This is a genomic window from Streptomyces sp. NPDC102283, assembly GCF_044766265.1.
Lineage (GTDB): Bacteria > Actinomycetota > Actinomycetes > Streptomycetales > Streptomycetaceae > Streptomyces.
The window spans coordinates 145,429-160,364 of the sequence record NZ_JBIWLQ010000013.1; the positions used below are offsets into that span (position 1 = coordinate 145,429).

Here is a 14,936-nt window from a genome sequence, read left to right on the forward strand (position 1 = left end):
CGTGGCGAGAAGTCGATCTCCCGTGAGAGTGCACCTGGAGCGCATAGAGCTGACGTGGTGGGACGTCGGCACGGGCACACCGGTCCACCGCCGGCCGCGCGCTGTGCGCGTGCAGTTCGGCCCGGTCCTCCGCCGGGCGGTCGGCGGTGGGGAGGCGCAGGAGGTCACCCATAGTGGGCCTCCACCCACCACCGGCTCCGGTCGACGAGCAGCAGCCAGGCGTGCCCGTCGTCGGTGGTGACCTGCATCCGGGCGACCCGTCGGCCGTCGGCCCGCGCCCACCACCGCTCCAGCACCGGCCACGGCCCGGCCCATCCGTTCACCCCGGCCGGGCGCCGCCCGTCGACCGAGAGGAGCGCGGGCTCGACCGAGAGGAACGCGCGCTCGGCCGACAGCTCCAGCCGGCCGGCCACACCGACCGACGCGCCGTCGGCCCCGGTCAGCCGCGCCGGACGCCGCACCGGGTAGACCGCTGCCGGGTGCGGGGCGGGCAGCAGTCCCGGCCACGGACCGCCCTCGGTACCCGCACCGTCGTCGGGGACGTCGCCGACCGGGACCAGCCGGATCCGGTCGCCCGGCCCCCGGCCGCCGACCTCGACGATCCGCGTGACCGCGCGGTGCCCGAGCACCGCCTGCACCCGGGCGGCGGCCCGCTCCACCTCCACCGGGGTGTCCCGCTCCCCGTCGAACGCGCCCTGCGAGCCGCTGTCCGGAACGATCCCGTCGGGGCACAGGGACAGGCGGCGGATTCCCGGCTCCCCGTCGCCGGCGTCCAGCAGGCCCGTCTCGGACCGGGCGGCCAGCACGCCGCGCACCCGCTCGGCGACCGCCCGGGAGGGCAGCCGCCCCTCGTGCCGGAAGATCCGCGTCAGAATCCGGCCGTCGGCCGTCTCGACCGCGGCCTCCACCCGCCCGCACACCACCCCCGCCGCCGCCAGGCGCTCGTGCAGCTCGTCCGCGAGGGCGACCGCCACGAACACGACCGCCTCCAGCTGCTCCTCGGCCACCTCGAACAGCCGCCGCACCGTGTGGTGCTGGACGGCGGTCGTCGCGGACACCGGCCGGGCCGCCTCTCCGCGGGCGACACGGTGCGCGCCGATCCCCTCCGTGCCGAGCCGCTCGGCGACCCGGCCCGCCGGCAGTCGCGCGAAGTCCCCGACCGTACGCATACCGAGCTGCCGCAGAAGCTCGGACAGGCGGGGCACGCCCAGCACGCCCACCGGATACGGGGACAGGAACGCGGCATCCCCGCCCGCCGGGGCGACGACCACTCCGTCGCCCCGGCGGGCCGCGAGCGCCGCCACGAACGTGCTGTCGGCGATCCCGGCACGGGCGGGCAGCCCCAGTTCGGCGACGGTGCCCACCAGCCGTACGGACAGCTGCCGCTCACCGCCCCAGTACCGCGCGGCCCCGCGCGCCGGCGCCGCGAGCAGCCCGGGACGGATCACCTCCAGCCTCGGCACCACCTCCGCCTCCACGCGGTGCACCACCTGCTCGAACAGCCTCACCTCGGCGGCGAGGTCCCGCTCGACGACCCGCAGCCCGGGGCACCGGGCCTGCGCGGTCCGCAGCCGCATGTGCCGCCGGACCCCGGCCGCCCGCGCGGACGCGGAGCAGGCCACCACCGCGCCCCGGTGCGCCACCGCCACCGGCCCACCGTCCTGCGCACCGCACGCCAGCACCGGGAAATCGGGCACCCAGACCACGGCCACCCGTACGGAATCGGCCGCCCCGGTCATCCGACGACGCGGAGATCCGCCCGCGCCCCGCTCCGTACGGCCTCCGCCGTCCCCCGCTCCACCACGCCCAACAGACCGTCCGGACCGGGCAGCCACAGCTCCGCGCTCCGCGGCGCGGCGGCCGCGCCGCGCCCGCCCGCCGTCACCGTCACCCGGCGGCCGCGCAACAGCCCGTGCCCCCGGCCCACTCCGGCCCAGCCCACCGGCGCCACCCGGAGCTGGACATCCGCTCCCGGCCACCGGCCCGCCGCCAGCAGCACCGCTCCGCTGCGCCGCATCACCGCCCACAGCCGCCGTACCGCCCGCTCCGGCACCCGCGCCGAGGCGCCGACTAGCACCACCGGCACCGACTCCAGCAGCACGGCGAGCACGTGGGCCGCGCGCGGTCCCGGATCGCTCACCACCAGGCCGATGGCCAGATCCAGACCTGCCTGCGCCGCAGCCAGTCCGCCCAGCTCCGGTACTCCCACCGCCGCCCACGCCACCGAATCCGCTGCCGCCAGAGCGGCCAGCGCCAGCAGCAGCGGCAGGTCCCCGCCCGCAGCAACTGCGGTACCAGGGCGAATGCCTCCTCCTGGGAGCAGTCCGGAAAGCGGCGACGCCACCGCACCGGCTCCCGCGTCCCGCTCCTCGACTACCTGCTGACCTGTCCACACCCTTCGATATTCGCTCGAACGTTCGAATAATTCAAGCCAGACACCTGGCGGCGCGGGCGCGGCGAGCAGGGGAGGCGTCCGGGGCGGTGAACCAGCCACCGAGGCCCGAGGCCGAAGCACACGCCGCCGCGCGCCACACACCGCCACACACCGCACCCGGAGCAGGAGCCCGGAGCAGGAGCGGAGTCGGAGCCGACAGCGGAATTCCTCGGCATTCCCTCGTACCGGGCAGCGGGTGACCAGCAGTCACGATGATCGAATTCGGTGACCGAAAATCATTGCTTGTGGTCCGGGTCACCTCGGGATAGCGTCGCATCCCGTTCCACGCTCTGGGCCGCCCGGCCCGAACTCCGACGCCGGCATCGAGCAGTTCTCGGCAAAAGTCGAACAATCCTCGGCCAAGAACGCGAAGAGCGCACCGAGCACACCGAGCACACCGGAAAACCCAGGCACACGAAGAGAAATGTACTCAACCTCTGGAGCGGAGGACTGTACATCTTGCGATCATCCTTCAGTGCCGCCGAAACGGAATTCGGCGGAAATGCGGACTCCCGGGCCAGGCCCCGCGCCGACACCACCGAAGAGCGGAAGAGCTTCGAGGAACGCGGCTACCTGATCCTCCCCGCACTCCTGCCCCCTCCACTCCTGGCACGTCTGGTGCCCGAGGTGGACCGGTGGATGGACGAGGGGCTGCGCGACCGCTCCATCGCCTGCAGTACCGGCCCGGAGGCGGGATCCCGCCCGCCGGTGCTGGAGCTGGAGCTCCTTGCCCACGGCGAACTGCTGACGCACCCGCCCCTGATGACCGTCCTGGCCGACGTCATGGGCGGCGCGTTCGCCCACCATCACCTGCACAGCCAGCGGCAGGGGGCCGCGGACGCCGGCAAACCATGGCATCACGACCACGAGCCCAACGACCTCGGGGACAGATCGTTACCGATGGTGCACGCGCTGCACTACCTGGGCGGGCTGGACGAGGCGGTGGGCAGCCTCGCCGTGCTGCCCGGATCGCACCGGGAGGACGTGCCCAAGGACTTCCGCGCCGCACTCGGCACGACCGCCCTGCCCGGGGAGGTGGTGATCGACCGGCTGCCCCGCGGTTCGACGGTTCTGATCAACTCGGCGGTCTTCCACGCCCGCCGCCCCGCGCGGTCACCCGTGGCCGGACGCAACCGGTACTTCGTCGACGCCTCCTACTGCCGCACCGGTGCTCGGTGGCAACCGGTGAAGCCGTATTGGCGATACATGCTCGCCCGGGCCAGGGAACTCGGCCTCGATCGCGGGAAATGGCCGGAACTTTTCGACGAACGGCACTTCACGGAGTTCCCGGGAGCGGTGGGCCGATGACGACTGTGGGAAGATCTTCCATGAGCGCTGTGGAAGCCGTCGCATTCTCCGAAGTTCTGCGTGTTTATGGGCGGGACCATCCGGCGGACCGCCCGCACAGGGCGAATACCAACGAGGACGGCGAGGAGAATCTGCGCCGTGCGCATTCCCTGTTCGGTTCCTGGTATCGGATCGAACTCGGCCGGGCCGATATTCTCCGCGTGGTTCTGCCCTGGCACACGAGCGAAGGCGGTGCGCGTGAGCTGGTGCCGCGAACGGGTTTGACGGTCGGTCGCGCCGCGGATCTGATCCGTGCCGATCCGGCCGGATACACCGAGGCCAATCCGGTCTGCGCGGCGAAGCTCGACCGGTTCTCCCGTGCCGCGTTCACGACGGTCTACCTCAGCGCCCGCCCGGTGGATCACCCGGACTACTCCGACGTACGGGTCCGGGAGGGACTCATCCACCTCGACGGGCTGCACCGCCTGGTCGGTTGGGAGGTCGCGGGCCGGCTGGGCGTTGGCGCCCCCGTGACGGCCTACCTGGCAGCCGAGAGCCTTCCCGCCTACCTGGGGACCCCCATCGAAGGGAAACCGGTATGACGACGTCCGCCACCAGCCCCCGGTCCTTGACGCCGATACCCGCCGACACGTCGCCGGGCCGCGCAGCCGTACCGGCCACGGACACCTCCACCCTGTCCGGACTCCTCCACCGGGCCGAGCGGCTCCACCCGCACCGCCCGGCCGTCACGGACCACACCCGGGTGATCACGTACGCGGAACTGGGTGCCGCGGCCGGCCGGGTCGCCACCGGGCTCCGGCAGGCGGGCATCGGACCGGGCGACCGGGTGGCGATCCTGGGCCGCCGGGACAGCCGGCTGTTCGTGCTGCTGCACGGAGTGCTCCGCGCGGGTGCGGCCGTGGTGACGCTCGACACGGCCTGGAGCGCGGAGGACCGGCTGCGCCGGCTGGCGACCGTACGCGCCGCCGGGTTGCTCACCACCACCGCGCTGTCGGACGAGGAAGTCCGGGCCCTGTCGGCGACCGGGGTCCGGTACGTCGAACACGCCGAGGTCGACATTCTCCTGGCCGCACCGTTCGCCCCGTCCCCACCGGACCGTCCCGCTCCTCGCGCCGGAAGCGACGATCCCGCCTATCTCTCCTTCACCTCGGGCTCGGGCGGCGAGCCCAAGGCCGTCGTCGTCACCCACGGCAACGCGGTGCACTACGCGTCGGCCCTGCGCGGCAGGCTGGATCTCACCGAGGCGGACGCGCCGTGCGTCGCCCACCTCACCACGCTCGCCGCCGACCTGGGGCACACCAGCTGGCTGCTGGCCCTCGCCACGGCCGGGCGCACCCATGTGGTCGGTGACGAGCACGCCAGGGACGCCCCCGCCTGCTGGGCGGCGCTGCGCGAGGCGGGCTGTTCGGTCGTGAAGACGACCCCCTCCCACATGGCGGAGCTCTGGAGGGACCGCCCGGATCCGCGGCCCGGGACGATCCCCTACCGCCCGAGGACGCTGATCCTCGGCGGCGAGGCCCTCCCCCGGTCCCTGGGCGCCGCCCTGCTGCACGACGAGGGTGTCCACCGCCTCCTCAACCACTACGGACCCACCGAGACGACGGTCGGGGCGGCCTGCTTCCTCGCCACCTCGGCCGGGGAACTGCCCGAGGACGAGGAGACGGTCCCGATCGGCACACCGCTGGGCGAGGTGACCCTCGACCTGCTCGACAGCACCGGGGCCCCCGTCGCCGACGGCGAGTCGGGCCACCTCCACATCGGGGGGTGCGGCGTCAGCGCCGGGTATTTCGGCCGGCCCGAGCAGACCGCACGGCGCTTCGTCCCGCACGCAGGGGCCCGTACGTACCGCACCGGCGACCTCTGCCGGCGGCGTCCCGACGGGCAGCTCGTCTTCCTCGGCCGGCTGGACCGGCAGACCAAGGTCCGGGGCTATCTGGTCGACCCCACCGAGGTCGAGCACCTCGTCCGGCAGGTCCCCGGAGTCGAGCGCTGCGCCGTCGTCGTACGGAGCACCGCCACCGGCAACCGGCTGCTGGCCGCCGTCCGGCCCGTCGACGGTGCGGTGGAGGAGCCCCGGCTGCTCGACGCCGTGCGCGCACACCTGAACGGCCGCCTGCCCGCGTACTCCGTGCCCCAGCCGCTCATCGTGCTCAGGGAGTTCCCCCTCGGCCCCAACGGGAAGCTGGACACCGCACGGCTGGAGGCCGCCCTCGACTCCGTGCTGGCCGGACGGGCCGGGGATCCGCCGTCTCCCGGAACCGAAGTGCCGCCGCTGGCACAGGAGATAGCGAAGCTCTGGGCCGAGGCCCTGGGCCTGCCCGCGGTGGATCCGGATGCCGATGTCCTGGAGTTGGGCGGCGACTCCATACTCGCCATGCGCACGGTCTCCCAGCTCCGCCGCCACGGACACCGCGCCGCCTACGCGGACTTCTACCGCCATCCCACCTCCCGTCGCCTGGCGTCCGCCGTACGCGCGACGGCGCCGCGGGCCGCTGCCGAGGACCCCGCCACGGACCTGCCCGTCGGACCCGGCGCGCTCGCCCCCGCCCAGCGCTGGTTCTTCGGCCAGGGGGTCGACCACCCCCGTCACTGGAACCAGTCGGTGCTGCTCCGCTGTACGGAGAACGTCGACCCGGCCGCCCTCACCACCGCGGCGGCGGCCGTGGTGGAACGCCACCCGGCGCTGCGCCGCGCCGTCGGCCCGCACGGGCCGGGGGCTCCGCGTCCGGTGGGCGACCTGGATCCCGTCAGCTTCTCCAGGATCCAGCACCCCGGAAACGTCGCGGAGGAGATCGCGGCCCTGGGAACCGAACTGCAGCGGAGCCTCGATCCCGAGGCCGGCCGCCTCATCCGCTTCCATCTCTTCTCGGGCGGTCCGGACACCGACGACCGGCTGGCGCTGATCGCCCATCACCTCGTCGTCGACGGACTCTCGTGGCGCGTCGTCCTCGACGACCTGGCCCACGCCTACCGCGCCGCGCTGTCGGGCCGACCGCCCGCTCTGCCGCCGGCGGCCGACTTCTACCGGTGGGCCGCGGGCAGGCCCGGGCCGGCGCGGGCGGTGCCCCCCTTCCCCGGCAGTGGCCCGGACGCCCCGCCGCCCGGGCTCCGATCCGACTCCCCTCCCCCGCCGGGGACGGTGGGCTGGGGCCTCGACGAGGAGGCCACCGCCCGGCTCGTCGAACGGTACGGAGGGTCCCGGCGGCTGGAGGCACTGCTGTTCACCGCGTTCGCGGACGCGGTCGCCCACGACGCGGACCGGAGCGGGTCACGGGGTTCCAGCCGGGCCCCCGCCGCACGGACTCTCGTCGAGGTGGAGACGCACGGCCGGGACACCACCGGCGAACACCTCGACACCGTCGGCTGGTTCACGGCGATCACCCGGGTGAGCGCGGGCCCCCCGGCCACGGCGACCGGCGCGGAGCCCGGCACCGAAGCCGCGGAGCCCGACGCCGAGACCGCGGCGCGCGTCTCCATGATGGCGGCGCGGGTCTCCGGGGCGGAGAGCCGGCTGCGCCGTGCGCGCCTGCTCCCGATGGACACAGGAGGACCGCGTCCCGACGTGGCGTTCAACTTCCTGGGCACGTTCCGGTTGCCGGCCGAGCCGACTCTGGGCTGGTATCCCGCGGCGGAGCAGGTGGGCATCGCACGGTGCCCCAGCGGTGATCCGGTGTACCGGCTGCGGCTGACGGCCCGCATCGTCGAGGGCAGGCTGGTGACCGACCTCGTACACGCCCGGCCGGACGTCCCCGACGCCGAGGCCGACGAGGTCATGGCCCGGTTCGCCCAGGTGGTCGCGGTCACCGCCACCACCACGGCGCCCCGCCCGGCCCGGCTCGCCCGCTCCACCTCCGGGCAGCCCCTGCACCTGGGGGCGCCCCTCGCCCCGCCCCCCGCGGTCCGTGTGGTGCGCGAACCGGCCCGCGTCCTGCTGACCGGGGCCACGGGCTACGTGGGCGGGCACCTCCTCGACTCCCTGCTGGAACGCGGCGCGCACGTCACCTGCCTGGTACGCGGGGAGCGCGACCACGACGCCGCGGGCCGGCTGCGCCGCGGCTCACCCGGACTGCGTGTGGTGGCCGGGGACATCAACCGCGAGGGGCTGGGCCTCTCGACTGCCGGGCGTGCCCTCGCCCGGGACGCCCAGGTCGTGGTCCACGCCGCCGCCGACGTCCGTCTGGTCGCCCCGCCCGAGGAACTGGAGCGCACCAACCACGACGGGGTGCGACGGCTGCTGGCCTGGATCGACGCCGAGGCCATGGGCGGGGTCCGGTTCCACCACGTCTCGACCCTCGCCGTGGCCGGCGGGATCGACCCCGCGGCCCCCAACCGCCGGTTCAGCGAGGCCGATCTGCGCATCGGCCAGCACTTCCGCACCCCGTACGAGCGGTCCAAGTTCCTCGCCGAGGAGGCGGTCCGCGCCTGGGCCGCCTCCGGCCGCCGCTGCCACATCCACCGGAGCGGCCACGTCGCCGCCCACAGCCGAACCGGCGCGTTCCACGGGGGCATCGCCACCAACCGCGTCTACCAGACCCTGCGCGGCTATCTGCTGGCCGGAGCCGCCCCGCGCCTGGAGGGGGCGACGTTCGCCTTCAGCCACGTGGACACGGTGGCCGCCGGGATCGCGGCTCTGGCCCTGTACGCGGACGCGGCCCCCGGGGCCCACCATGTCGAGACGCCGCACCAGGTCGCCCATGACGAACTGGTGGGCTGGATCAGGCGATCCGGCCACCGGATCGAGCTGTGCGAGGCGAAGGACTTCGAAGCCGCGCTGGACCGGGCGGAAGGCGCTCACCCCGAAGAGGTCCGGCTGGCCGCGGCCTGGAGTCTGCTGGAGGACCGCAACGTCCGTACCGACTCCTCCCACACCCTTGCCGTACTCGACCGGCTGGGGGTGCGGTTCACCGCCCCGACGCCCCGGTGGTGGTCCTCCGCACTGACCTGGGCCGCCGAGTCCGGCTTCCTGCCCCGGCCGGACTCCGCCGGCCACTGAGCGCACGCACTCCCGCCCAGGGCCGCAGGCTCCCGCCGCAGGTCCCCGAACCGTGAGGTGAACCATGCCCCGGCTGTCACCCGTACTGAAGCAGGCCACTCCCGTCACCGCCGTCCGAGGGGAAGGGCTGTACCTCTACGACGCGGAGGGGCGACGCCACCTCGACTTCACCTCGGGCGTCGGTGTGACCAGCACCGGCCACTGCCATCCGCGGGTCGTCGAGGCGGTCCGCGAACAGGCGGGCCGGCTGATCCACGGCCAGTACACGACCGTCCTGCACGAACCGCTGCTCGCCCTGACCGAACGCCTGGGCGAGGTCCTGCCCGAGGGCCTGGACACCCTCTTCTACGTCAACTCCGGGAGCGAGGCCGTGGAGGCGGCGCTGCGCCTCGCCCGGCAGGCCACCGGGCGAGCGGGCGCCGTCGTCTTCGACGGGGGTTTCCACGGCCGGACCATGGGCGCCGCCTCCCTGACCACGGCCGGCTCCCGCTTCCGGGCCCGCACCGGCCCGTTGATGCCGGGCGTCGCGGTCGCGCCCTTCCCGCACGCCTTCGACCTCGGCCTGGACGAATCCGCCGCGGTGGAGTACGCCCTGCGGGGCCTCGACCGGGTCCTGGCCACCACCAGCGCCCCGGACGAGACCGCGGCGTTCATCGTGGAGCCCGTGCTGGGCGAAGGCGGTTACGTCCCCGCCCCCGACGGCTTCCTCGCCGGACTGCGCGAACGCGCCGACCGGTACGGCATCGTCCTCGTCCTCGACGAGGTGCAGTGCGGGTTCGGCCGCACCGGGCGGTTCTGGGCGCACGCGTACGAGACCGGGGCCGCGACCCCCGACATCCTCGTGACGGCCAAGGGCCTGGCGAGCGGCTTTCCGCTCTCGGCGATCGCCGCGCGCGCCGACCTGATGAGCCTCGCCCGCCCCGGCTCGCACGGCGGTACGTACGGCGGGAACGCCGTCGCCTGCGCGGCCGCCCTCGCGACCCTCGACGTCATCCGCGACGAGAAGCTGGTCGCCAACGCGGCCGAGCAGGGCATGCGGCTGGCCCGCGGCCTGCACACCGTCGCGGCGCGGACCGCGGCCGTCGCCGATGTCCGCGGGCGTGGGCTGATGCTGGGCAGCGAGTTCCGCCGGCCCGACGGGTCACCCGACCCGGACACCGCGGGCAGGGCCCAGCAGGCCGCCGCCGAACTCGGCCTGTTGCTGCTGACCTGCGGGGTCTGGGGGAACACCGTCCGGATGATCCCCGCCCTGACCGTCACCGGCGAGCAGGTCGACGAGGCGCTCGCCCTCTGGTCGAAGGCCGTGACGGCCGCGGTACGGGAAGAGGACTGAGCACCCGCCGCCGCGTCGGGCCGATCCTTCACCCCGTGCGGGACCGGGCCGGGCCGAGCCGACTCAACGTACCCAGAACAGCGGAAGGGACCCCGATGGAGAACGCTTCGCGAAACAACGCGCCCACCCTCTCCGGGGCTTGGGACACCAACCGGCTCAAGGCCGGGCATGAGGTGTGGCGTCTGGAGCCGACCGAGCAGGACCGCGTCCGGCTGTGGTCGGCCGCCGGCGGCCCGGGAAGGGAGCCCGACCCGGACTGGGAAGCCCTGCGCTCCCGTATCCGCGCGGGGCTCGACGCCTTCGGGTTCGCCCTCGTGCGGCAGCTCTTCCCCGCCGACCTCGTCGCGGACGTCCACCGGGAGGCGGACGCCACCGAGCGGGTCTCCCGTCTCGTCCGGGACTTCGGCGAGATCGTGCCGCAGAACGGCGCGGGCGAGCGGACGCAAGTGCTGCGGCGCAGGGAAGGGGACCCGGACGAGATCGCCTTCCACTGCGACACCTGCGACCTCCTCGTCCTGCTCTGTCTGCGGCCTGCGGCCCGGGGCGGCGCGACACGCGTGGCCGGAGCGCCGTACATCCATGACGTCCTCGCCGCCGAACGCCCCGACGTGCTGGAACTCCTGGGCGAGAAGTGGCACTTCGACCGCACCGGCCGCGCGGGCAGCCAGCTCGTCGTCACCCCGATCCTCACCACCGGACCCGACGGCGCGGTGACCTGCTACTACCAGTCACGAACGGTACGGGCCTCCGCCGGGCGCGACGGGCGGCCCCCGCTCGACGCCGCACGCGCCGAGGCCCTGGACGTCCTGGACGAGGTCCTCAACCGCCCGGAGACCGCCTACCCGGTCACCCTGACCTCCGGAGACCTGTTGATCATCCGCAACAGCCGTGTCATGCACGGGCGTTCCCCGTTCACCGACGGTCCGGAACCGCACCATCGACGGGTCCTGCGCCTGTGGCTGGACGAGGTGGCGGCGTGAGCGACGCCGTAAGTGACGCCGTGATCGGCACGGCGGTCGTCACCGGCGCGGGAAGCGGACTGGGCCGTGCCGCCGCCCTCGCCCTGCTCGGCCGCGGCTGGAACGTGGTGCTGGCCGGCCGGCGCCCCGACGCCCTGGACGGGACCGCGGCCCTCTCCCCGGCCGGGGCCGAACACGCTCTCGCCGTCCCCACCGACATCACCCGCCCCGACGAGGTCACGGCGCTGTTCCGTGCCGCCCGCGACCGGTACGGCAGGATCGATCTGCTCTTCAACAACGCCGGGGCCCCGGCGCCCCGCGTCCCCGTGGCCGAGGTGGCCCTCGACGACTGGAACCGGGTGCTGGGCACGATCGTCACCGGCACCTTCCTGTGCTCGCGGGAGGCGTTCCGCGTCATGCGCGAGCAGAACCCCCGCGGCGGACGGATCATCAACAACGGCGCGCCGTCCGCGTACACACCCCGCCCGCACTCCGCCGCCTACACCGCGGCCAAGCACGCGGTCCTCGGCCTGACCCGCTCGCTCTCCCTCGACGGCCGCGCCCACGACATCGCCTGCGGCCAGATCGACGTCGGCAACGTGGAGCCGCCGGAGGGCGCCCCGCAGCCCCCCGCGCGCCAGGCCGACGGCAGCAAGGCGGTGGAGGCGACGCTGCCGGTGTCCCACTTCACCGACGCCCTCCTGCTGATGGCCTCCCTGCCCGTCACCTCCACCGTGCAGTCCCTCACCCTCCTCCCCACCACGATGCCCTTCGTCGGCCGTGGCTGAGCACCCTGCGGCAGGCGGACGGACCCGCCGCACCAGTACCCGTACCGCCCCTCGCTCCTCCCGCCGTACGACGTACCCCTCCCCCTTCCCTCGACCGAAAGAGGCGAACATGCTCGGCGAGACCGCCCGCACCTGGCTGCGACGCTGGGACCAGCAGCAGGAGCGCTACAGCCCGGACCGGGAGGAACGCTTCCAGGTCGTCATCGACATCGTCGGCCGGTCCCTCGACCGGAGCGGGACGGCCGCCCGGCCGCTCCTGGTGGACCTGGGCTGCGGCACCGGCTCGCTCACCACCCGGCTCGCCGGCGCCTTCCCGCGGGCCGACACCGTCGGCGTCGACGCGGACCCGCTCCTCCTCGGCCTCGCCGAGGAGGCCGTCACGGGCACGGACCTCCGCCTTCTGGCACGCGATCTCGCCGCCCCCGGCTGGGCCGACGACATCGGCCCGGCGCCCTGGGACGCGGCCGTCTCGTCCACCGCGCTCCACTGGCTCGCCCCCGACGAACTCGCCGCGCTCTACCGCACCCTGGCCGGCCGACTACGCCCCGGAGGTGTCTTCGTCGACGCCGACAACCGCAGGCCCGCCGACGACCCGGAGCTGGTCGACATCGCCCGTCACGTCCGGGCCCGCCGCGCCCACCGGACGGGCCGTCAGGGCAGCGAGGCCTGGGCGGGCTGGTGGAAGACCTTCCTCTCCGCCCCGGAACTCGCCCCGCTCGCCGAGGCCCGTGCCCGCTCGCCCATCGCGCACCGCACCTTCAGGGAACCCCACGGCCTGACGACCGCCGACCAGATCACGCTGCTCCGCGAGGCCGGTTTCAGCGGCGCCGCCACCGTCTGGCAGTGCGGCGACGACAGTGTTCTGGTGGCCGTCCGCTGAACCGGTGAACGGCCACCGGGCCGGCCGACGGGGTCCCGGGTGGCCGGCCGCGGAGGCAGCCGTACGGCGCTCGCCCGACCGAGCACGGACGCCTCTTCCGCGGCTCATCGGAGGTCATCGGGAGCGAGGTCGGGCCGCAGGCGGTGCCAGGAGGGCTGGCGCAGGCGTCCGGCCCTGGTGCGGGTCGTGTAGCGGACCTCTCCGACCAGCCGGGGCACCACCCACCGGGCCCCGGTCACCGCGGGCCGCTCGGTGAACGGGCAGGTGTCGGTCGCCGCGGCGTGGAGGAGGGCTGCGAGGGTGGCGCGTTCGGCGTCGCTCCAGCCGGTGCCGACCCCGCCGACATAGCGGAGTCCCCCGCCGGGGTCCGGCCGGCCCATGAGGAGGGCGCCGGGCAGGGAGGTGAGACGGCCGTGGCCGGGCAGCCAGCCGCCGACGACGACGTCCTCGGTCCGCACGTGCCGGATCTTGATCCACGCCCGGGAGCGGACACCCGGCTCGTAGAGGGAGGTGCGCCGCTTGGCGACGAGGCCTTCGAAGCCGGCGGTGCGCGTCATCTCCAGCGCCCGCCGCCCGTGCCCGACGACCGCTGCCGGGGTCGACCACGCGGGCCCGCCCAGGTCCAGGGACTCCAGGGCGGCGCGGCGCTCGGAGTACGGGGTGCGGGTGATACGGCTCGTGTCGAGGAACACGACGTCGAAGAGCATCAGGTGTACGGGCGCCTTCGCGGCCATGCGGGCCGCCCTGGCCCGGGAGCCTGCCAGCCCCATCCGGGGCTGCAGCCGCTGGAAGTCGCCGCGCCCCTCGTCGTCCAGGGCGACGATCTCCCCGTCCAGCACGGCGGGGCGCGAGCCCAGCGCCGCTCCCAGGCCCGCGAGCTCGGGATAGGCGGGGGTGATGTCGGCGCCGGACCGGGAGCGCAGCCGTAGCGAACCGTCGCCGGGCAGGTAGACCATGCACCGCTGCCCGTCCTGCTTCACCTCGTACGCGTACGAGGTGTCCTCCGAGGGCGGAGGCAGCCGCCCGGAGGTCGCGAGCATCGGGGCGATGCGGGGCAGCGGCGCCACGGAATCCTCCCGGCCCCCGGTCAGGAGGCGCTCCGCTTCCTCGCCGTGCGTTTGGTGCCGGTCGTCTTCTTCGCCGCGGTCGTCTTCTTGGCGCCCGCCTGCCGGCCGGTGGCCTTCCTGGACGCCGCGGCCTCTCGGCCGGCGGCCGGCTTCCCGGACGAGGCCGTCTTCTTCGCCGCGGTCCTCGATTTCGATGCGGTCTTCTTCGCCACGGTCCTCGATTTCGATGCGGTCTTCTTCCGGGGCCGCATCTCGTGCACGGTGGCCTCGCCTCCCCCGTCCTCCCCGCGGCTCTCCTTGGCCGCCTCGACCGACGCGTTCAGCGCGGCCATCAGGTCCACGACCTTGCCCTCCTCCTGCTTCTCGCCCTCGGCGGGCTCCGGAAGCTCCTTGCCCTCCGACTTCGCCGTGAGCAGCTCCTCCAGGGCGTCCCGGTAGGTGTCGCGGAACCCGTCGATGCTGTCCAGAGCCATGGAGTCGGTCAGCTGGACAGCCCGTTCGATCTCGTCGTCGTCCAGCTCCACCTCCCTCGGGGCCAGGGATCGAGGGCTGCGGATCTCGTCCGGCCAGCGCATCGCGTGCAGCACGATCGCCCCTTCCCTGACCCGCAGCAGCCCCAGCCGCTCACGGTTGTGCCAGGCGAACTTCGCCACGGCCACCTTGTCCGAGCGCTCCAGTGCCCGGCGCAGCAGTGTGTAGGGCTTCTCGGCCACCTTGCCGTCGATCGCGAGGTAGTAGGAGTCGCTGATCCGGATCGGATCGACGCTGCCGGCGTCCACGAAGGCGACGATCTCGATGGCTTTCGCGGTCGGCAGCGGCATCCGGTCCAGTTCCTCGTCCGTGATCGGAACCGTCCGGTCCTTGGAGAGCTCGTAGCCCTTGCCGATCTCGTCCTGCGACAGTGCTTCGCCGTCCAGCTCGCAGACCTTCCGGGTACGCACCCGCCCGAGATCCTCCAGGTGGACCTGGCGGAAGTGGATCGCGTGGTCCTGGGTCGCGGAGACGACCTTCACCGGGATGGTGACCAGGCCGAAACTGATCGCACCGGTCCACAAAGGCCTCGGCATACCTACCTCCATGCCCGCCCAGGGCTGGGTCACCGTACGGTCCACGTCGCGTGTGCCGACGCCGGGCCGACTCGGGGCCCGGCAGATCGTCTTTCGCACAACGCTAT

The 14,936-nt window shown here is 74.0% G+C and carries 11 protein-coding genes; 7 read left to right on the top strand and 4 right to left on the bottom strand.

Going from position 1 to position 14,936, the window contains the following annotated elements; genetic code table 11:
• Positions 1-164 precede the first annotated feature (164 nt).
• On the bottom strand, positions 165-1,739 hold the full coding sequence (locus ACIRJT_RS25235) for a DNA polymerase Y family protein (RefSeq protein WP_403912963.1): 1,575 nt from the start codon (positions 1,737-1,739) through the stop codon (positions 165-167).
• Entirely contained in the window at positions 1,736-2,395 is a 660-nt protein-coding gene (locus tag ACIRJT_RS25240) for a hypothetical protein (protein WP_403912966.1), read from the bottom strand. Before ACIRJT_RS25240 ends, ACIRJT_RS25235 begins: the two co-directional genes overlap by 4 nt.
• A gap of 498 nt (positions 2,396-2,893) precedes the next feature.
• Here ACIRJT_RS25240 and ACIRJT_RS25245 point away from each other — a divergent pair, with 498 nt between their 5' ends.
• The 7 genes from ACIRJT_RS25245 (at position 2,894) to ACIRJT_RS25275 (ending at position 12,695) form a co-directional block, all read left to right on the top strand.
• The gene (locus tag ACIRJT_RS25245; RefSeq protein WP_403912969.1) at positions 2,894-3,742 is read left to right on the top strand and encodes a phytanoyl-CoA dioxygenase family protein; all 849 of its coding nucleotides are present in this window, start codon (positions 2,894-2,896) and stop codon (positions 3,740-3,742) included.
• A 20-nt stretch (positions 3,743-3,762) separates the two neighbouring features.
• A complete protein-coding gene (locus tag ACIRJT_RS25250; RefSeq protein ID WP_403912971.1) occupies positions 3,763-4,323 on the top strand; it encodes a DUF6309 family protein in 561 nt (186 codons plus the stop codon).
• On the top strand, positions 4,320-8,735 hold the full coding sequence (locus tag ACIRJT_RS25255) for an AMP-binding protein (protein WP_403912974.1): 4,416 nt from the start codon (positions 4,320-4,322) through the stop codon (positions 8,733-8,735). Before ACIRJT_RS25250 ends, ACIRJT_RS25255 begins: the two co-directional genes overlap by 4 nt.
• Positions 8,736-8,799: 64 nt before the next feature.
• Positions 8,800-10,068 carry an aspartate aminotransferase family protein gene (locus tag ACIRJT_RS25260; RefSeq protein ID WP_403912977.1) on the top strand — a complete coding sequence of 423 codons (1,269 nt, stop codon included), beginning with the start codon at positions 8,800-8,802 and terminating at the stop codon, positions 10,066-10,068.
• A 95-nt stretch (positions 10,069-10,163) separates the two neighbouring features.
• Positions 10,164-11,048 (top strand): TauD/TfdA family dioxygenase, encoded by an 885-nt coding sequence (locus ACIRJT_RS25265; protein WP_403912980.1) that lies wholly within the window; start codon positions 10,164-10,166, stop codon positions 11,046-11,048.
• Positions 11,045-11,815, top strand: coding sequence for an SDR family oxidoreductase (locus ACIRJT_RS25270; RefSeq protein WP_403912982.1), 771 nt, complete (start codon positions 11,045-11,047; stop codon positions 11,813-11,815). The genes ACIRJT_RS25265 and ACIRJT_RS25270 overlap by 4 nt, the downstream gene beginning before the upstream one ends.
• A 109-nt stretch (positions 11,816-11,924) precedes the next feature.
• Positions 11,925-12,695, top strand: coding sequence for a class I SAM-dependent methyltransferase (locus tag ACIRJT_RS25275; RefSeq protein WP_403912985.1), 771 nt, complete (start codon positions 11,925-11,927; stop codon positions 12,693-12,695).
• A 104-nt stretch (positions 12,696-12,799) separates the two neighbouring features.
• Here the strand turns inward: ACIRJT_RS25275 and ligD are convergent, their stop codons facing one another.
• Positions 12,800-13,762: a non-homologous end-joining DNA ligase gene (gene ligD, locus ACIRJT_RS25280; protein ID WP_403912988.1), complete on the bottom strand. Its 963-nt coding sequence runs from the start codon at positions 13,760-13,762 to the stop codon at positions 12,800-12,802.
• Positions 13,763-13,782: 20 nt separating this feature from the next.
• Positions 13,783-14,829, bottom strand: a complete 1,047-nt coding sequence (locus tag ACIRJT_RS25285; protein WP_403912990.1) for a Ku protein — start codon at positions 14,827-14,829, stop codon at positions 13,783-13,785.
• Positions 14,830-14,936: the final 107 nt, after the last annotated feature.

Coding starts and splice junctions, on each gene's coding strand:
- ACIRJT_RS25235 (WP_403912963.1), bottom strand. CDS start 1,739: ATGACCGGGGCGGCCGATTCCGTACGGGTGGCCGTGGTCTGGGTGCCC.
- ACIRJT_RS25250 (WP_403912971.1), top strand. CDS start 3,763: ATGAGCGCTGTGGAAGCCGTCGCATTCTCCGAAGTTCTGCGTGTTTAT.
- ACIRJT_RS25255 (WP_403912974.1), top strand. CDS start 4,320: ATGACGACGTCCGCCACCAGCCCCCGGTCCTTGACGCCGATACCCGCC.
- ACIRJT_RS25260 (WP_403912977.1), top strand. CDS start 8,800: ATGCCCCGGCTGTCACCCGTACTGAAGCAGGCCACTCCCGTCACCGCC.
- ACIRJT_RS25265 (WP_403912980.1), top strand. CDS start 10,164: ATGGAGAACGCTTCGCGAAACAACGCGCCCACCCTCTCCGGGGCTTGG.
- ACIRJT_RS25275 (WP_403912985.1), top strand. CDS start 11,925: ATGCTCGGCGAGACCGCCCGCACCTGGCTGCGACGCTGGGACCAGCAG.
- ACIRJT_RS25285 (WP_403912990.1), bottom strand. CDS start 14,829: ATGCCGAGGCCTTTGTGGACCGGTGCGATCAGTTTCGGCCTGGTCACC.